Origin of the sequence: Ensifer sp. NM-2, assembly GCF_003024455.1 — a bacterium.
Taxonomy (GTDB): domain Bacteria; phylum Pseudomonadota; class Alphaproteobacteria; order Rhizobiales; family Rhizobiaceae; genus Ensifer; species Ensifer canadensis.
In genome coordinates this window covers 93,957-110,354 of sequence record NZ_PVZR01000008.1, presented here as the reverse complement: position 1 = coordinate 110,354, position 16,398 = coordinate 93,957, and the positions used below count along the sequence as shown (strand labels likewise).

Genomic DNA, 16,398 nt, shown 5'->3' with positions numbered 1-16,398 from the left:
TGCACGAATTGCAATGGCGGATATGCCATCGTTACTCCAAAGGGAGCTGTCGTTGACGAAGCGGTTTTTCAGAACAAATTTGAAGGTCCTAGGCCGAGTTGCGGCCGTAGCGACTGTTAGCACCATTGCTCTCTCCGCCTGCCAGTCCGCTAATGTCGGTGAAGTTCTCCACCAGGGTTATGTGGTTGACCAGGAAACGCTAAATCTCGTTCCGGTCGGTTCCAGCCGTGAACAGGTCATGCTTTCGCTCGGCACACCGTCGACGACCGCGACCTTCGACAACGAGGTATTCTACTACATCTCGCAGACCCGCAAACGGCCTGTCGCGTTCATGAAGCCGCAGCTCGTCGACCAGTCGATTCTTGCCGTCTATTTCGACAAGGAAGGCACGGTCAGCCAGCTCGCGCACTACACGCTCAAGGACGGCAAGGTCTTCGACATGCTGACGCGTACGACGCCGACCGGCGGCAAGGAAACGAGCTTCCTCGGCCAGTTGCTGACCGGCCCCGGCGCCGGACAGGCTGCAGCGCGAAGCCTGTTCAAGGACTTCGGCAACTAAGTTCACCCGATCGCAAAGAAAAGGCCCGCGGAACGATGTTCCGCGGGCCTTTTGCGTTTTGGGGATAGGATCAGGCAAGGACTGCCAGAAGCAGCAACGCCACGATGTTGGTGATCTTGATTGCCGGGTTCACCGCGGGGCCTGCCGTATCCTTGTAGGGATCGCCGACAGTATCACCGGTCACCGACGCCTTGTGCGCTTCGGAGCCCTTGAGGTGCCGAGTGCCGCTCTTGTCGACGAAACCGTCCTCAAAGCTCTTCTTGGCGTTGTCCCAGGCGCCGCCGCCCGAGGTCATCGAGATCGCCACGAACAGGCCATTGACGATCACGCCAAGCAACGACGCGCCAAGTGCCGCGAAAGCGGATGCCTTCGAGCCGGACAGCAACAGCACGCCGAAATAGACGACGAGCGGCGCCAGAACCGGCAGCAGCGACGGAACGATCATTTCGCGGATCGCCGCCTTGGTGAGCAGGTCGACCGCGCGACCATAGTCCGGCTTTTCCGTGCCGGCCATGATACCCGGCTTTTCGCGGAACTGGCGGCGCACTTCCTCGACGATCGAACCTGCCGCACGCCCGACGGCCGTCATCGCGATGCCGCCGAAGAGATAGGGAATGAGGCCGCCGAAGATCAGTCCGGCAACGACATAGGGGTTCGAGAGATCGAAGGAGATCTGACCGACATCAGCGAAGTACGGATATTTGTCGCCATTGGCGGCAAAGTAGCTGAGGTCGTTGGCGTAGGCCGCAAACAGAACCAGCGCGCCGAGCCCGGCCGAGCCAATGGCATAGCCCTTGGTTACGGCCTTCGTCGTATTGCCGACGGCATCGAGCGCGTCGGTAGACTTGCGCACTTCCGGTGGCAGATGCGACATCTCCGCGATGCCGCCCGCATTGTCCGTCACCGGACCGAAGGCGTCGAGTGCAACGATCATACCGGCAATGCCAAGCATCGCGGTTACGGCAATCCCGGTGCCGAACAGGCCGGCCAGTTGGTAGGTCGAAATGATGCCCCCGACAATGACAATCGCCGGCAATGCCGTCGATTCCAGCGAGACTGCAAGGCCCTGGATGACGTTCGTGCCGTGACCGGTGACCGACGCCTGCGCGATGGAGTTCACCGGGCGCTTGTTGGTGCCAGTGTAGTATTCGGTGATGACCACGATTAATGCGGTGACCACGAGGCCGAGGATACCGCACAGGAACAGGTTCCAGCCGGTAATATCCTGGCCCGCGACGGTGCCGATCGAACCCCAGCCGATCGTCAGCGATGTGGCCGCACCCAGGCCGACGATCGACAGCGCACCCGTCACGATCAGGCCGCGGTAGAGAGCGCCCATGATCGAGTTGTTGCTGCCGAGCTTGACGAAGAAGGTGCCGATGATCGAGGTGATGATGCAGGTCGCGCAAATCGCCAGGGGGTAAGCCATCACGGTCGAGAGCACTGGCGTGCCGGCAAAGAAGATTGAAGCCAGCACCATGGTTGCGACCACCGAGACAGCGTAGGTTTCGAACAGGTCGGCCGCCATGCCCGCGCAGTCGCCGACATTATCGCCGACGTTGTCGGCAATCGTCGCAGGGTTGCGCGGATCATCTTCCGGGATTCCGGCTTCCACCTTACCGACGAGGTCGCCGCCGACATCAGCACCCTTGGTAAAGATGCCGCCGCCGAGACGGGCAAAGATCGAGATCAGCGATGCGCCGAACCCGAGCGCCACCAGCGCGTCGATCACTTCACGCGAACCGGGCTCGTGACCCAGACCTGCTGTCAGGATGAGGTAATAGACCGATACGCCGAGCAGGGCGAGGCCTGCGACGAGAAGGCCGGTGATCGCGCCGGATTTGAAGGCAATATCGAGGCCGGATGCGAGGCTGACCGAAGCCGCCTGCGCGGTGCGCACGTTTGCGCGAACGGAAATGTGCATGCCGATGAAACCGGCAGCGCCCGAAAGCACTGCCCCAACGAGAAAGCCGAACGCGGCTGCGGAAGAAAGTAGAACCCAGGCGCCGATGAAAACGACGACGCCGACGATGGCAATGGTTCTGTACTGACGTGTGAGATAGGCCTGCGCCCCCTCACGAATGTAGCCTGCGATTTCTTGCATGCGGGCGTTCCCCTGGTCGGCGGCAAGCACCGACCGTGTTGCCCAGATGGCATAAGCCACCGCGAGCAACCCGCATGCGATAACGCCCAACAAAATGGTCATTTCGCATTACCCTCCGTTTCAACCCGCGGACTCACTCCCGGCCGCAGGCCCCTCAAATCCGCGAATCACGCACCACCTCCTCAAGCAGCACCCCTCACGGCGCGGCCAGAGTGCGGTTGCAACGAAAGATCGTCAAGCCCCGGAAAACTAACTACCGGCGGACCTTTGCGAACGGAAGATTTTGGAGAAAAGCGGTGGCTCAGGCCGCAACGCTGGGACGAGTACGCATCAGCAAGAAGAGCAGAAGAAGGCAGACTGATGTCACCGGCCAGACGACGGCGTTCAGCATATCCCAGCCATAGACCGAGAGAACCTTGCCAGAGGCAAAGGACGAGAGCGCGACGGTGGTAAAGAGGATGATGTCGTGGAAGGCCTGCACCTTGTCGGCCTCTTGTGGGCGATAACTGCCGGCAACAATGGCGGTCGAGCCGATGAAACCGAAATTCCAGCCCAGACCGAGAAGCACCAGAGCGCCCCAGAAGTTCCAGAGTTCCAGACCCATGTGGGCGACGGCCGCGCAGGCCATGAGCAGCAGCAGCCCGCAGGCGACGATGCGCTCGGCGCCGAAGCGTGTGATCAGCCACCCCGTAAAGAAGCTGGGCGCAAACATTGCGAGCACGTGCCACTGGATGCCGAGCGTGGCAAGCTCGGTGGAAAAGCCGCAGCCGACGACCATGGCGACCGGTGCACCGGTCATCATGAATGTCATCAGCGCGTAGCTGGATATGCCGCAGACCATGCCGGTGATGAAGCGTTGGTTGCGAACGATCTCACTGAGCGAGCGGGCGGCCTGGCCATGATGCTCGCTAGCCACGGTCCCCTGCTCCGGCAGACGCAATGGCGCGAAGAAGAATGCGGCCAGCAGGCAGACCGGCAGCAAGGCGATGAAGGCCCCGACAAAGGCAACGGGCGCGAAGAGATCACCGGCGAAAATGACGATCTGTGGGCCGAGAATCGCGGAAACGATGCCGCCGCCCAGGATCCACGATATCGCCTTCGGTTTGTAGAAGGACGGCGCAGCATCGGCGGCCGCGAAGCGCAGCTTTTGTGTAAACCCGTTGGAGGAGCCGAGAATGGCAAGACCGAAGGCAAAGAGCCAGAAGCTCTCGCGGAACAGCGCAACCGCGGCGATTGCGGCGCCTACCGACGCAATCCCGGTGCCGACCATGAAGGCGAAGCGTCGGCCGATGAGGCGCGAGAGCGTTGCCACGAGAATGACACCGAGCGCCATGCCGACGTTGTAGGCAGTCAGAGGTGCTGTCGCCAGCGACTTGTCGTCTGCCAGCAATTGATAGCCGGCAACGCCGCCGACGGCAAAACAGATCGGGCCGACGACGCCAAGGATCGCCTGCGCCGCCGTTAGAAGGAAAACGTTGCGGCGCGCTTCGCGAAGGGCAGAGCCCATATCATCGACGGCAGCCGCAACCATGGCCGCGCTACTTCTTGGGTTCGCCGCGAACCTGCCGGGCAATTCGGTCAAGAACGGCGTTCACCAGCTTCGGCTCGTCGTCTCCGAAGAAAGCCTTGGCAATTTCGACATATTCGGTGACGATCACCGCAACAGGCACGTCCTTGCGCTCCAGCATCTCGAATGTCCCGGCGCGCAAGATGGCACGAACGGTGGAATCGAGCCGCGACAGCGCCCAGTCGTCCTGCAATGCCGAGCCGATCAGCGGGTCGAGCTTGCGCTGATCGCGCACGACGCCTGCAACGATCGAGCGGAACCAGGACGCATCAGCCTTCAGATAGGTATCGCCGTCCAGTTCCTGGCCGAGGCGGTGCATTTCGTATTCAGCGACGACTTCGAGCACGCCGGTGCCGCCGATATCCATCTGGTAGAGCGCCTGCACGGCCGCGAGACGCGCCGCGCCGCGTTGGTTAGCCTGTTTCAACGGCTGATCCGAGGGGGTGTTCGTCACTGTTCCGTGCCCAATTTGTTCTTCAGTTCAATCATCGTCAACGCAGCGCGCGCTGCAAAGCCGCCCTTGTCGCCTTCCGACCGGCGCGCCCGCGCCCAGGCCTGATCATCATTTTCGACCGTCAGGATGCCGTTGCCGATGGCAAGGCTTTCGCTGACGGCGAGGTCCATGATCGCACGCGAGGATTCGTTCGCGACGATATCGAAATGATAGGTCTCGCCGCGAATGACCATGCCGAGCGCGACGAAGCCGTCGTAGCCCGTGCCGCCGTCGTCCGCGCCATCGAGCGCCATGGCGATTGCCGGCGGGATTTCGAGTGCGCCGGGAACTGTCACGATATCATAGGTCGCGCCGGCTGCATCCAGCGCATGTTTGGCGCCATCGAGCAACGCGTCGGCCATATCGTCATAGAAGCGTGCTTCCACAATCAGGATGTGGGCAGCCTTGGTCTTCGCCATGGGTCACCTGTCTTGAGATTTCTGCGCCGGTGCGACCGGCTGAGGCGGCGGTCAAACCATGACCGGCGTCGAATGGCAAGCAAATTCCGCTCTCGGCGCCCTTTTGCCGCGTCGCACGCCGGTAGCGCCCTGCCCGCTCCAGATGGGGCGGTACGCTTGTGTCACGCTTGAGGGGGTAGCCAGGCGTTGCCGACAATGACAATAATCAAACCTTACACAACGCCTGGCCGGAGAGAAAGCCGGCCCGGACAATGGAAGTCGAGCGAAGGTTGTCCCTAATGCATGATGTCGATCCGTCGATATCTATTCGTCTGCCCAGTATGCCTCAGGCCGTCGTCTTCGACATGGACGGCCTGCTCTTCGATACCGAGGCACTCTATCGCGACGCGATGCTTACGACTGCGCAGGCGCTCGGGCAGATCATGCCGCTGTCGCTTTATCTCGCGACCATAGGGCTTTCCGGCGAAGCGACGCGACAATCACTCAGCAGACATTTCGGAGCAGACTTCGATCTCGACGGGTTTTGGCGGCAGGCGTCCGCCACCTTCCATACCCTGACAACGACCGAACTGCGGTTGAAGCCGGGTGTGGTCGAACTCATCGACCTATTGGAAGACCTCGGCATTCCCTTTGCGATCGCCACATCGTCAGAGCATCACGATGTCGAGCGAAACCTCGGCCTTCATGGATTGTTCGACCGCTTCCCTGTCGTCGTCGCTCACGGCGACTACCAACTGGGCAAGCCGCATCCCGAACCTTTCCTGACGGCTGCTCGGCGGCTCGATGTCCCGCCCGAGCTTTGCCTTGCGCTTGAGGACAGCCATAACGGCGTGCGCTCGGCATCATCGGCCGGCATGATGACGATCATGGTGCCGGATCTGCTGGCGGCAACGGAAGAGATCCGCAGCCTTTGCGTCAATGTCGCCGCCCACCTCGGCCAGGTTCACCACGCGCTCCTCAACCATTCGCGAGGCGCCCATGCCCCTGCCTGAAGACAGAATTGCCACGCGCCTTTCTTCACGTTTCGAATGCAAATTTTCCCGTAAGAACGAATGGCCGCCGCCGGACACCTGACCGATTGTCGGCAGACCAAAAATCAAGCGCGACACGGAGGAGCCACTAAGGTCGCCCCGTGCGACGCCGATAGCGCCAGGGAGGAATACATGGCGGACACCAACAAACCCATCATCAACCCGAGGGATCTTGCCCTCGACCATTGGTCGGAAGGCACGTTTTTCGAGTCACGCGACGCGTCTTTCGGCGGCCGGCTGGGGCTGAAAGACCTAGGCATCGGCTATGGCGAAGTGCCACCGGGCAAATCCGGTTGCCCGTTCCACAACCATCATGTGGAAGAGGAACTGTTCGTCATCCTCGAAGGCGAAGGCACCTATCGGTTCGGCGCCGAGCGCTACGCTGTCGGGCCTGGGGACATCCTGGGCGCACCTGCCGGCGGCCCCGAGACGGCACACCACCTGATCAACACCGGAACCGTGCCGCTCAAATATCTCTCCATCTCGACGATGGCCGCAACCGAGATCTGCGAATACCCGGATTCCGGAAAGTTTCACGCCAGGACGCGCACGGCCGGCGGCGAACGCCGGTTCCAGTTCACCGGCAGGCCTGAAAGTGCCGTCGACTACTGGGACGGCGAGCCCGGCATCTGATCCCCTTTCCAAACCAATAGCAGTGGATAAAACATGCACAGTGTTCCTATCATCGAGACCGAACGCCTGGTCCTGCGTCCCTATCGACGTGACGACTTCACGGCCTATGCCGCCCTGTTTGCCGACAGTGAGGTAACGCGTTTCGTCGGCGGCGTTCCCTACACGCGAGAGCAGTCCTGGACGCGGTTCCTGCGCCAGGTCGGCATGTGGCACTATTTCGGCTTCGGCTTCTTCGCCATCCAGGATCGAGCGACCGGCACCTTTCTCGGAGAAGCGGGTTTTCATGACGTTCATCGGCTGATCACGCCATCGCTCGAAGGAACCATGGAAACCGGATGGGCGCTTTCGCCCAAGGCACATGGCCAGGGGCTTGCAACCGAGGCTGTTACCGCCGCGCTCGAATGGGCCGACCGACAGTTTCCGAAGTTGCGGAAGACCTGCATCATCGATGTCGGCAACAATGCTTCGATCCGCGTCGCAGAAAAGCATGGCTTTAAGGAATTCTGGCGCACGTCCTATCACGGAACCCATGTGATCATGTTTGAACGGCAACGACCGCTTGCTGGTGCCACGGCCCATTTGGGGCAAATGCCTGCGAATTTGGCAACGTAAACAATCCTGAATTGCCAAACGCCTAGATCGCAAGTAAGGTTGCTGGGCCTCGGGTGGAGGCGAATTATAACCTTAGGCAACACCACCTGATCAGTCGACGTCCAACAAATTTCGCTGCGGGTAAGTCACCCGTAATACAGCCCGCTGGCGACTGCCATGCGCATCCCCAGCAGGCCCGCCAGAAACCCGCACTGGGTAATATGTTCGGGTATCAGGTTACCGGTTACTGCGCCGCAAACAACCAGGGAGCATGACCATGAATCGCATTGCCAAGCTATCAATCATTGCTGCTTTCTCTTCCCTCGCCTTCGCAGCTATCCCCCACGCTCAAGACGCCAAAATGGAATGGCCGGCTGAAATCGAGAAGACGGTGCAAGAGTTCAAGGGAGACAACTTCACCATCGTCGATGTCGGTACGCTGAGCGAACAAGATCAGACACGCATGTGGATCGAGCATGCGACGCCAGAACAGCGCGCCGCCTTGCAAGCGGCGGTCAACAGCAACGCTGGATTAGCCGCCGCGCTGAAGGCCAAGAACGTCGAAATGGGCAATATAGCGGGCGCTGTGCAGAGTGCCAACGGAAGCCTCACCCTATACGTGCGTTGAACCGCGCGCGGTCAACCTAAAAAGGTGCACCATCTCCACATTCGAGGTGGTGCACCTTGTCGGGTCTCGGCGGCTGCGATCGCCTATTCAGCCTTCGGCGCGGGAAACTCCGCAAGGCGGGCGGCGTAGCGCGCCATCGTATCGACTTCGAAATTGACGAAATCGCCAGCCTGGCGTTCGCCCCAGGTCGTCACCTCAAGCGAATGCCGGATCAGCAGCACGTCGAACTCGGCGCCATCGACCTTGTTGACTGTAAGCGACGTGCCGTCCAGTGCGACGGACCCCTTGGGCGCAACGAACTTGGCCAGATGCGCTGGTGCACGCAACCGGAACCGGACAGCATCACCTTCAGATTCGATCGAGAGAATCTCGGCCTTGTCGTCGATATGACCGGAAACGAGATGGCCGCCGAGTTCATCGCCGATCTTCAGTGACCGCTCGAGATTGATGCGTGTGCCCTTCTTCCAGCCGGCTATGGTCGTCAGCCGCAACGCCTCCTCCCATGCCTCGACCTCGAACCAGCGCTCGTTGCTGCCACCATCAGGCAAAGCCGTGACCGTCAGGCAAACGCCGGAATGGGCGATGGACGCCCCCATGTCGATGGTCTTCGGATCGTAATTGGTGGCGACGCGCAGCTTCACGCCTTCCTTCAGCGGCGTAACGGCGTCAACGGTACCGATATCAGTGACAATGCCTGTGAACATCAGTTCTCTCTTTCGTATTCTTCGAAAAGGTCGTCGCCGTATCGTGCGGAATTGACGAGCGTGAAGCCGGCAGGAACGGACTTCCGATCAAATGGGGACGCGATACCGTTTTCGCCAATCTGTTGCGGACCGGTATAGATCTGGATGCGATCGACGAGGCCACTCTCCAGGAAAGCACGAGCGGCAACGGCACCACCCTCGACGAGCAGCGAGGAAATGCCGCGAGAACCGAGCGCTGTCAGCAGATCGGCGACCGATCCGGTTTCCAGCACCTCGACACCGGCGGCCTCCAACGCCGCGCGGCGGCCAGCCCGGTCGCCAGCCGGCTCCAGTTCCGGTTGCCCCGACGGCTCGCCGGAGACGACAATCAGCGGGACATCGCGTGCTGAGCGCACGAGCTTCGATCCGGGAGAAAGGTCCAAGCGTCGATCGAGAACGATGCGGACGGGCGAGCGGTCTTCAAGTCCGGGAAGACGCACGGTCAATTCCGGATCGTCGGCGGTCGCCGTACCGATGCCCACCAGGATCGCGTCGCTTTGCGCCCTGAGGATCTGAACCTGCGCCCTGGAAATCGGACCGGTAATACGGACCTGTCCAGCCCCTTTGCGGCCGATCATGCCGTCGGCAGAAATGGCAAGCTTGAGAGTCACATGCGGACGTTTGCTGACCTGCCGCATGAGATAGGCTTCGAGCGCGCGATGCCCCTCCTCCGGCAGTAGGCCGATATCGACCGTGATTCCAGCATCGCGCAAACGCACGACGCCGCGGCCGGCAACGCGTTCATCGGGGTCGAGGATCGAGATGACGACACGGGCAACGCCGGCGGCGACAAGCGCATCGGCGCAGGGCGGCGTCTTGCCGTGATGCGAGCACGGTTCGAGGGTGACATAGGCGGTCGCGCGCCGCGCCCGTTCTCTGGCTTCGGCAAGCGCCTGGGCTTCCGCATGCGGACGACCGCTGCTGGCGGTTACCGCCCGTCCGACGACAATGCCATCCTTCACGATCAGGCAGGCGACCGATGGGTTTGTGGATGTCTGTCCGAGATGATGGCGTGCCAGCCGCAGCGCCGCCGCCATAAACCTCTCGTCCTCACGGGTGGGATTGGCCATGGCGATCCGGGCGCTTTCCTATTCGCCGGGGTCGCGCGCAATCTTGGCGCTGATCTCGGCGATGACCTTCTCGAAATCTTCGGCGTGGGAGAAATCCCGATAGACCGATGCGTAGCGGACGAAAGCGACATCGTCGAGGCTCTTCAGCGCTTCCAGCACCTGCAGGCCGATCTCTTCCGAAGGGATCTCGGTCTCGCCGGAGCTTTCGAGCCGTCGCACGATGCCGGAAACTGCCCGCTCGATGCGGTCGCGATCTACAGGGCGCTTTCTCAGTGCGATCTCGAAAGACCGCAGTAGTTTGTCCCGGTCGAAAGGCACCTTCCGACCGGTCTTCTTGATGATCATCAGCTCACGCAGCTGCACCCGTTCGAAGGTCGTGAAGCGACCACCGCAATCCGGGCAGATACGGCGACGACGAATGGCGTTGCCGTCCTCTGCCGGACGGCTGTCCTTCACCTGGCTGTCTTCGGAACCGCAATAGGGGCAGCGCATGATGAGCCGATCACATGTAGCCGTACATCGGGAAGCGTTCGGTGAGCTTCATCACCTTCTCGCGCACACCCGCTTCGACGGCAGCATTGCCTTCGTCGGAGTTGGCGACCTTGAGGCCGTCGAGCACTTCGACGATCAGTTCACCGATTTCCTTGAATTCGGCTTCCTTGAAGCCACGCGTCGTGCCGGCCGGAGTGCCGAGACGGACACCCGACGTGACGAACGGCTTTTCGGGATCGAACGGGATGCCGTTCTTGTTGCAGGTGACATAGGCGCGGCCAAGGGCTGCCTCGGCGCGCTTGCCGGTCGCGTTCTTCTTGCGCAGGTCAACCAACATCAGGTGGTTGTCGGTGCCGCCGGAAACGATGTCGAGGCCGTTCGCCTTGAGCGTCTCTGCAAGCGTGCGGGCGTTGTTGACGACCTGGGCCGCATAGTCCTTGAAGGACGGCTGCAGCGCTTCGCCGAAGGCAACGGCCTTGGCGGCGATGACGTGCATCAGCGGGCCACCCTGGAGACCCGGGAAGACCGCCGAGTTGATCTTCTTGGCGATATCCTCGTCATTGGTCAGGATCATGCCACCGCGCGGGCCGCGCAGCGACTTGTGTGTGGTCGTCGTTGCAACGTGGCAATGCGGAACCGGCGACGGATGCTGGTCACCGGCAACGAGGCCGGCAATGTGCGCCATGTCGACCATCAGATAGGCGCCGATTTCGTCGGCGATCTCGCGGAAACGCTTCCAGTCCCAGATGCGGGAATAGGCGGTGCCGCCGGCGATGATCAGCTTCGGCTTATGCTGGCGCGCTTTCTCGGCGACGGCGTCCATGTCAAGCAGGTGATCGCTCTCGCGAACGCCGTAGGAAACCACGTTGAACCACTTGCCGGACATGTTGACCGGCGAGCCGTGCGTCAGGTGACCGCCCGAATTGAGGTCGAGACCCATGAAGGTGTCGCCTGGCTGCAGGAGTGCCAGGAACACGGCCTGATTCATCTGCGAGCCGGAGTTCGGCTGCACGTTGACGAACTTGGCACCGAAGAGCTTCTTGGCACGCTCGATCGCCAATTCCTCGGCGATATCAACGAACTGGCAGCCGCCGTAATAGCGCTTGCCCGGATAGCCCTCGGCATATTTGTTGGTCATGATCGAGCCCTGGGCCTCGAGCACGGCGCGCGAAACGATGTTCTCGGAGGCGATCAGTTCGATCTCGTGGCGCTGGCGACCCAGCTCCTTTTCGATCGCACCGAAGATTTCCGGATCGCTGTCGGCGAGAGAGCGGGTGAAGAAGGCATCATTGTTCTGTGCAAGCATCGGGCGAGGCTCCTCTCAAAGGTGGCAGTTCTTTAGCTTCCTCGCACGGCGAGAGCAATATCCGCTGTGCGGTTTGCGTCATTTCCCCCATCTGCCGCGCCTAAACATCGCAGCCATGGACCAACGAAAAAGCCGCACTGCCAAGGCAAGCGCGGCTTTTTCAAATTATTGTCCCGACTTTGCTTATTGCGGCAGAGCGTCCTGCTCGACCGAGCCGGAGGACTGCTCGACGCCATAGGGCGTCTGCAGTGCAAGTTCTGTCGCGCCATCGCGCTGATAGATGTCGTCGCGGAACTGGACGACGCCATCTGTCGCCGACCAGGCGGTGATGTAGGTGAAAAAGACCGGAACTTCTTCGGCCAGCGTGATCGGAGTGTTGACGCCGGTCTTGATCGTGGCTTCCATCTGCTGGCGCGACCAGCCGGGTGTTTCCTTCAACAGCCAGCTCGAAAGGTCGCGAACGTTCTGGACGCGAACGCAGCCGGACGATTCGAAACGCATCAGCTTGTTGAACAGGCCCTGCTGCGGCGTATCGTGCATGTAGACCTGATGCTCGTTGTGGAAGTTGATCTTCGTCGACGACATCGCGTTGATCTTGCCCGGATCCTGACGGAACATCAGGTTCGGCGCCTTCTCGGCATTCCAGTCGACCGTTTCTGGCGACACTTCGCCACCGCTGCCATCGAACAGGCGGATGGCATTGCGCTTCAGGTAGGTCGGATCCTTGCGCATCAGCGGCATGATATCCTTCTGGATGATCGAGCGCGGCGCGGTCCAATAGGGGTTGAGAATGACCTCGTAGATCTTGGAATTGAGGATCGGCGACTGGCGGTCGATCTTGCCGACGATGGCGGTGTGGCGCAGCGCGACGCGGCCGTTCTCCACAGCTTCGATGTAGGCAGCCGGGATGTTGACCATCACGTAGCGGCGGCCGAGGTCACCGGACATCGACTGCAGGCGCACGAGATTGGTCTGCAACTGGCCGAGACGGGTGGTCGCCGGAACGTTGATGGCCTTCAGCGTGTATTCGCCAATGACGCCGTCCGCCGGGAGGCCGTGGCGGGCCTGGAAGCGCTTTACGGCGCCGTCGACGTAGGAATCGAACTGCGACGAAATGCCGGCCGAACGCGGCAGGTCGCCGGAAACCATCAGGCGCTGGCGCAGTTGCTGCACCGAAGGATCGGTAACGCCGATCTCGAGCTTGAGGCTGGTTGCCACCATCGGCCAACCGCGTGACGAAACGATGTTCTGATAGTCGAAGATCGCCTGCTGGACATGGCTGATCGTCTCCGGGCCGAAGACCGGCGTATTGGACACGACCGTGGTCGCCGTGCGCGATGCCTTGGCGTCGTACTGGTCGTCCCAGGAGCCGCGGCGTGGCGAATTGATGATCTCGTTCAGGGCGTCCTGTGCGCCCGCGGCTCCCGCGCAAGCGACGGCACCGAAGGTTGCGGCCGAGCGCAGAAATGCACGGCGCGAGAATGCATCAATTCCATTCTTTTTCGACATATTCCTACCATCCCAATGCGTTGGCACGCGCCCTATGCGCAGGCACGCATGTTGCCGGAGCCCTAACACGATCGTGGTTAACAAAGGTCAACCAACGAGCCACCCTGCCCTCGCATTTCACGATACCGCGAGCGAGGTCCCTCATCCGGCAGGCGTACGCGAAACGAAACCACATCGATGAAAACACGTGGGCGCACCTACCGCATGCTCTCGTCGCTGTCACACCAATATGGCCAATTCGTGTCTCGGGCGGCGGCCGAAGGCATGTGGCACGCCTCTTGCTTGGGCCCACTGCGGCCTTTCGGCAACATCGCCGGGACCGAAAAACGGCAAAGGCCGGACACGCAAGGATTGCGTCCGGCCATTGAACTGGAGGTAAGCGACGCCGATTACAGGCGGTACATGATCGAGTCGTTCCAGAAGCGATCGAGGCGCTGCAGCAGCTTGTTCATCTGGGTGAACTCATCTGAACCGATGCCGCCAACCTTCTGGATCGAGCCGATGTGACGCTCGTAGAGCTTGGCGACGGTTTCGGCGATTTCCTGACCGTCTTCCGTCAGGCTGATGCGGACCGAACGACGGTCGACCCGTGAGCGCTGGTGGTTGATGAGACCGAGGTCGACGAGCTTCTTGACGTTGTAGGAGACGTTCGAGCCGAGGTAGTAGCCGCGGGAGCGAAGCTCGCCGGCGGTCAGCTCGGAGTTGCCGATGTTGAACAGCAACAGAGCCTGGACGGCGTTGACATCGTCGCGACCCTGACGGTCGAACTCGTCCTTGATAACGTCGAGCAGACGGCGGTGCAGACGCTCGACGAGGTGGAGGGATTCCATGTAGAGACCGCGGATGGTTTCTTCCTGAGGGTCTCGGGGCGCAGCGACCTGCGGCTTCATCTTCGTGTTCATTTGACTGCCTCACTGTTTTGTTTGGCGGTGTCTGTTTGTCTTCCCGCCTTGAGTGAGACCCTATCGAATACGTCTAAAATTCTACTTAAACCGCAGCCTTAACATGAGCTTACCATTCGGCGAGTCTGTCTCAGGGTGAATCAACTCTTACCTGTCTCGCCTGCCGGTAGCGTTGATAGAACAGCGCGGCCCTGAAAAGGATGAAGGTAACGGCGACGGCCCCGTGCAGCGCAATCAGCAACGGACGGGCGCCGAAACTGACGGGATAGAACTCGTACATCGCGATTTCGATCGCTGCCGCTACCACCCAGACCACCGGTCCCCAGGAGACCAGCAGCCACAGCCCGAGGGCAGCCACGGGGTAGACCACGGCAAGCGCGGTAGCCGCTGCCCGCCACTCCGGCGTCAATAGATCGAAACGGCCGGCACCGCCATGGGAGAAGCCGATCAGCATGGCCCAATAGTTCAGCGCGAACCAGAAGCACGAGGCCGACACCAGCCGCAGGAACAGACCGAAAAGGATCTCGGTCAGCGATGGTTTCGGCACATGGGCAGAATCATGAAGCATGGGCGGCAAGATAGGGCGGGTCGACGCCATCCGCCAGCACGAAGGAAGCCCCTCCCCCCCTTTGTCGATTGGCGACGGGGAAGAAATGCCGCAGGCCGGTCGTGCGCGGCGCGGTTTCCAAGCGTGGCCCCCACATGATAAAGCGCATGCCACCTCACAGTTTCCAAGGAAAGGCGCGGCGCGATGAACGACAGGACGAATCTTGTGGACAGGATTACCGGACACCGCCGCATGCGCCGCAACCGCAAGGCCGATTGGACGCGCCGGCTGGTGCAGGAAAACCGCCTGACGGTCGACGACCTGATCTGGCCGATCTTCATCGTGCCGGGCAGCAACATCGTGCAGCCGATCGATGCCATGCCTGGCGTCAACCGCATGAGCATCGACACGGCGGTGGAAGCGGTGAAAGAAGCCGCCGATCTCGGCATCCCGGCAATCGCCACCTTTCCCAATATAGATCTGTCGCTGCGCGACGAGACCGGCTCCAACAGCCTTGCCGCCGACAATCTCATCAACCAGGCGACGCGCGCCTTCAAGAAGGCCGTGCCCGAGATCGGCGTCATAACCGACGTGGCGCTCGACCCGTTCACCAGCCACGGCCACGACGGCATCCTGCGCGATGGCGAAATCGTCAACGACGAGACGGTGGAGACGATCGCCAGGGCCGCTGTCGGCCAGGCCGACGCCGGCGCCGATATCATCGCGCCTTCCGACATGATGGACGGTCGCATCGGTGCGATCCGCCAGGCGCTCGACGCGGCGGGCCACCAGAATGTCGGCATCATGGCCTATGCGACGAAATTCGCTTCCGGCTTCTACGGTCCCTATCGCGAGGCGATCGGCACCGGCGGTCTGCTCAAGGGCGACAAGAAGACCTATTATATCGACCCGGCCAACGGCACCGAGGCGATCCGCGACGCCGCACTCGACGTCGAGGAAGGCGCCGACATGCTGATGGTCAAGCCCGGCCTGCCCTACCTCGACATCTGCTGGCGCATGAAGGAGGCCTTCGGCCTTCCGGTTTTCGCCTACCAGGTGTCGGGCGAATACTCTCAAGTCAAGGCGGCGGCCGCCAATGGCTGGATCGACGGCGAGAAGGTGATGCTCGAAACGCTGCTCGCCTTCAAGCGCGCCGGCTGCGACGGCATCCTCAGCTACTTCGCCATCGAGGTCGCAAGGATCCTGGCCAAGGGGCGGTAACGCCCTCACCTTTGCAAACTGCAGGCGGCGCGTGGCGGGCAATCCTTGTTTTGCACGCAATGCCAACCCATATCGAGCTTACAACTATGCGGGGCCTATAGAGATGACGATGCACAACGAAGAACTGCGGCTGCCGAGCAATGACTGGCGCGCCTATCAGGGTGTGCTGTCGCGGCGGGTGTTCGCCTTCATTCTCGACTATGTCATCATCGCGCTCTTGTGGATCCCGGCCGCCGTCGTTGTGTTCTTCCTCGGCATCCTGACGCTCGGCCTCGGCTTCCTGCTCTATCCCGTGCTTTTTGCGCTGGTAGCGATGCTCTATTTCGGCGTGACCGTGGGCGGCCGCGAGCAGGCATCGCCCGGCATGCGGATGATGGGACTGGCGATTGCGCGCACTGACGGACGACCAATGGACTTCCTGACGGCGATCGTGCATCTCGTCATCTTCTGGATCGCCAACGCGCTGTTGACGCCGCTGATTCTGCTGATCGGACTGTTTACAGATCGCAGCCGCCTGCTGCACGATCTGCTGATTGGCACCGTAACGGTCCGTCGCGACACCTACTGAACCCTGCCGAAGCAA

The 16,398-nt window shown here is 61.3% G+C and carries 19 protein-coding genes; 7 read left to right on the top strand and 12 right to left on the bottom strand.

The genetic code is table 11. The annotated features are described in order from the left end of the window. Window positions 1-52: 52 nt before the first annotated feature. The gene (locus C6558_RS17645) at window positions 53-559 is read left to right on the top strand and encodes an outer membrane protein assembly factor BamE (RefSeq protein WP_025426531.1); all 507 of its coding nucleotides are present in this window, start codon (window positions 53-55) and stop codon (window positions 557-559) included. 70 nt (window positions 560-629) lie between these two features. On the opposite strand, the gene C6558_RS17640 is transcribed toward C6558_RS17645, so the two are convergent. The 4 genes from C6558_RS17640 to ribH all read right to left on the bottom strand — a co-directional run bounded on the left by C6558_RS17640 (window position 630) and on the right by ribH (window position 5,142). Continuing rightward, complete coding sequence (locus C6558_RS17640; protein WP_107027580.1) at window positions 630-2,765, bottom strand: sodium-translocating pyrophosphatase; 2,136 nt, start codon at window positions 2,763-2,765, stop codon at window positions 630-632. Between the two features lie 199 nt (window positions 2,766-2,964). After that, on the bottom strand, window positions 2,965-4,170 hold the full coding sequence (locus tag C6558_RS17635) for an MFS transporter (protein ID WP_038576864.1): 1,206 nt from the start codon (window positions 4,168-4,170) through the stop codon (window positions 2,965-2,967). A 31-nt stretch (window positions 4,171-4,201) separates the two neighbouring features. After that, on the bottom strand, window positions 4,202-4,684 hold the full coding sequence (gene nusB / locus C6558_RS17630) for a transcription antitermination factor NusB (protein WP_025426528.1): 483 nt from the start codon (window positions 4,682-4,684) through the stop codon (window positions 4,202-4,204). Next, window positions 4,681-5,142, bottom strand: coding sequence for a 6,7-dimethyl-8-ribityllumazine synthase (gene ribH, locus C6558_RS17625; protein ID WP_025426527.1), 462 nt, complete (start codon window positions 5,140-5,142; stop codon window positions 4,681-4,683). Before ribH ends, nusB begins: the two co-directional genes overlap by 4 nt. Window positions 5,143-5,420: 278 nt before the next feature. Between ribH and C6558_RS17620 the strand changes: the two genes are divergently transcribed. The 4 genes from C6558_RS17620 (at window position 5,421) to C6558_RS17605 (ending at window position 8,025) form a co-directional block, all read left to right on the top strand. Then, window positions 5,421-6,134 (top strand): HAD family phosphatase, encoded by a 714-nt coding sequence (locus C6558_RS17620; RefSeq protein ID WP_057211439.1) that lies wholly within the window; start codon window positions 5,421-5,423, stop codon window positions 6,132-6,134. A gap of 171 nt (window positions 6,135-6,305) precedes the next feature. Beyond that, entirely contained in the window at window positions 6,306-6,806 is a 501-nt protein-coding gene (locus tag C6558_RS17615; protein ID WP_025426525.1) for a cupin domain-containing protein, read from the top strand. Between the two features lie 33 nt (window positions 6,807-6,839). Further along, the gene (locus C6558_RS17610; RefSeq protein ID WP_025426524.1) at window positions 6,840-7,418 is read left to right on the top strand and encodes a GNAT family N-acetyltransferase; all 579 of its coding nucleotides are present in this window, start codon (window positions 6,840-6,842) and stop codon (window positions 7,416-7,418) included. A 256-nt stretch (window positions 7,419-7,674) separates the two neighbouring features. Beyond that, complete coding sequence (locus C6558_RS17605; protein WP_025426523.1) at window positions 7,675-8,025, top strand: hypothetical protein; 351 nt, start codon at window positions 7,675-7,677, stop codon at window positions 8,023-8,025. 83 nt (window positions 8,026-8,108) lie between these two features. Here C6558_RS17605 and C6558_RS17600 read toward each other — a convergent pair whose 3' ends face one another. The 8 genes from C6558_RS17600 to C6558_RS41420 all read right to left on the bottom strand — a co-directional run bounded on the left by C6558_RS17600 (window position 8,109) and on the right by C6558_RS41420 (window position 14,736). Then, window positions 8,109-8,729 carry a riboflavin synthase gene (locus C6558_RS17600; RefSeq protein WP_025426522.1) on the bottom strand — a complete coding sequence of 207 codons (621 nt, stop codon included), beginning with the start codon at window positions 8,727-8,729 and terminating at the stop codon, window positions 8,109-8,111. After that, window positions 8,729-9,838, bottom strand: a complete 1,110-nt coding sequence (gene ribD / locus C6558_RS17595) for a bifunctional diaminohydroxyphosphoribosylaminopyrimidine deaminase/5-amino-6-(5-phosphoribosylamino)uracil reductase RibD (protein WP_025426521.1) — start codon at window positions 9,836-9,838, stop codon at window positions 8,729-8,731. Before ribD ends, C6558_RS17600 begins: the two co-directional genes overlap by 1 nt. A gap of 18 nt (window positions 9,839-9,856) precedes the next feature. Then, window positions 9,857-10,330: a transcriptional regulator NrdR gene (gene nrdR / locus C6558_RS17590; RefSeq protein ID WP_003529310.1), complete on the bottom strand. Its 474-nt coding sequence runs from the start codon at window positions 10,328-10,330 to the stop codon at window positions 9,857-9,859. 10 nt (window positions 10,331-10,340) lie between these two features. Next, the gene (gene glyA / locus C6558_RS17585) at window positions 10,341-11,636 is read right to left on the bottom strand and encodes a serine hydroxymethyltransferase (protein ID WP_025426520.1); all 1,296 of its coding nucleotides are present in this window, start codon (window positions 11,634-11,636) and stop codon (window positions 10,341-10,343) included. A 183-nt stretch (window positions 11,637-11,819) separates the two neighbouring features. After that, the gene (locus C6558_RS17580) at window positions 11,820-13,145 is read right to left on the bottom strand and encodes a murein L,D-transpeptidase (protein ID WP_084814300.1); all 1,326 of its coding nucleotides are present in this window, start codon (window positions 13,143-13,145) and stop codon (window positions 11,820-11,822) included. Between the two features lie 389 nt (window positions 13,146-13,534). Next, window positions 13,535-14,047, bottom strand: a complete 513-nt coding sequence (gene ldtR / locus C6558_RS17575) for a transcriptional regulator LdtR (RefSeq protein WP_025426518.1) — start codon at window positions 14,045-14,047, stop codon at window positions 13,535-13,537. A gap of 130 nt (window positions 14,048-14,177) precedes the next feature. Beyond that, window positions 14,178-14,615 (bottom strand): DUF6163 family protein, encoded by a 438-nt coding sequence (locus C6558_RS17570; RefSeq protein WP_025426517.1) that lies wholly within the window; start codon window positions 14,613-14,615, stop codon window positions 14,178-14,180. Next, window positions 14,605-14,736 (bottom strand): hypothetical protein, encoded by a 132-nt coding sequence (locus C6558_RS41420; RefSeq protein WP_256371976.1) that lies wholly within the window; start codon window positions 14,734-14,736, stop codon window positions 14,605-14,607. The genes C6558_RS17570 and C6558_RS41420 overlap by 11 nt, the downstream gene beginning before the upstream one ends. 62 nt (window positions 14,737-14,798) lie before the next feature. Here C6558_RS41420 and hemB point away from each other — a divergent pair, with 62 nt between their 5' ends. Beyond that, window positions 14,799-15,815 carry a porphobilinogen synthase gene (hemB, locus tag C6558_RS17565; protein ID WP_025426516.1) on the top strand — a complete coding sequence of 339 codons (1,017 nt, stop codon included), beginning with the start codon at window positions 14,799-14,801 and terminating at the stop codon, window positions 15,813-15,815. 103 nt (window positions 15,816-15,918) lie between these two features. Further along, window positions 15,919-16,383 (top strand): RDD family protein, encoded by a 465-nt coding sequence (locus C6558_RS17560; protein ID WP_025426515.1) that lies wholly within the window; start codon window positions 15,919-15,921, stop codon window positions 16,381-16,383. Window positions 16,384-16,398: the final 15 nt, after the last annotated feature.

What these genes read in the sequence shown, in the direction of transcription:
- C6558_RS17640 (WP_107027580.1), bottom strand. Translation starts at nt 2,765, where the DNA reads ATGACCATTTTGTTGGGCGTTATCGCATGCGGGTTGCTCGCGGTGGCT.
- C6558_RS17635 (WP_038576864.1), bottom strand. Translation starts at nt 4,170, where the DNA reads ATGGGCTCTGCCCTTCGCGAAGCGCGCCGCAACGTTTTCCTTCTAACG.
- ribH (WP_025426527.1), bottom strand. Translation starts at nt 5,142, where the DNA reads ATGGCGAAGACCAAGGCTGCCCACATCCTGATTGTGGAAGCACGCTTC.
- C6558_RS17620 (WP_057211439.1), top strand. Translation starts at nt 5,421, where the DNA reads ATGCATGATGTCGATCCGTCGATATCTATTCGTCTGCCCAGTATGCCT.
- C6558_RS17615 (WP_025426525.1), top strand. Translation starts at nt 6,306, where the DNA reads ATGGCGGACACCAACAAACCCATCATCAACCCGAGGGATCTTGCCCTC.
- C6558_RS17610 (WP_025426524.1), top strand. Translation starts at nt 6,840, where the DNA reads ATGCACAGTGTTCCTATCATCGAGACCGAACGCCTGGTCCTGCGTCCC.
- C6558_RS17605 (WP_025426523.1), top strand. Translation starts at nt 7,675, where the DNA reads ATGAATCGCATTGCCAAGCTATCAATCATTGCTGCTTTCTCTTCCCTC.
- C6558_RS17600 (WP_025426522.1), bottom strand. Translation starts at nt 8,729, where the DNA reads ATGTTCACAGGCATTGTCACTGATATCGGTACCGTTGACGCCGTTACG.
- ribD (WP_025426521.1), bottom strand. Translation starts at nt 9,838, where the DNA reads ATGGCCAATCCCACCCGTGAGGACGAGAGGTTTATGGCGGCGGCGCTG.
- nrdR (WP_003529310.1), bottom strand. Translation starts at nt 10,330, where the DNA reads ATGCGCTGCCCCTATTGCGGTTCCGAAGACAGCCAGGTGAAGGACAGC.
- glyA (WP_025426520.1), bottom strand. Translation starts at nt 11,636, where the DNA reads ATGCTTGCACAGAACAATGATGCCTTCTTCACCCGCTCTCTCGCCGAC.
- C6558_RS17580 (WP_084814300.1), bottom strand. Translation starts at nt 13,145, where the DNA reads ATGTCGAAAAAGAATGGAATTGATGCATTCTCGCGCCGTGCATTTCTG.
- ldtR (WP_025426518.1), bottom strand. Translation starts at nt 14,047, where the DNA reads ATGAACACGAAGATGAAGCCGCAGGTCGCTGCGCCCCGAGACCCTCAG.
- C6558_RS17570 (WP_025426517.1), bottom strand. Translation starts at nt 14,615, where the DNA reads ATGCTTCATGATTCTGCCCATGTGCCGAAACCATCGCTGACCGAGATC.
- hemB (WP_025426516.1), top strand. Translation starts at nt 14,799, where the DNA reads ATGAACGACAGGACGAATCTTGTGGACAGGATTACCGGACACCGCCGC.
- C6558_RS17560 (WP_025426515.1), top strand. Translation starts at nt 15,919, where the DNA reads ATGACGATGCACAACGAAGAACTGCGGCTGCCGAGCAATGACTGGCGC.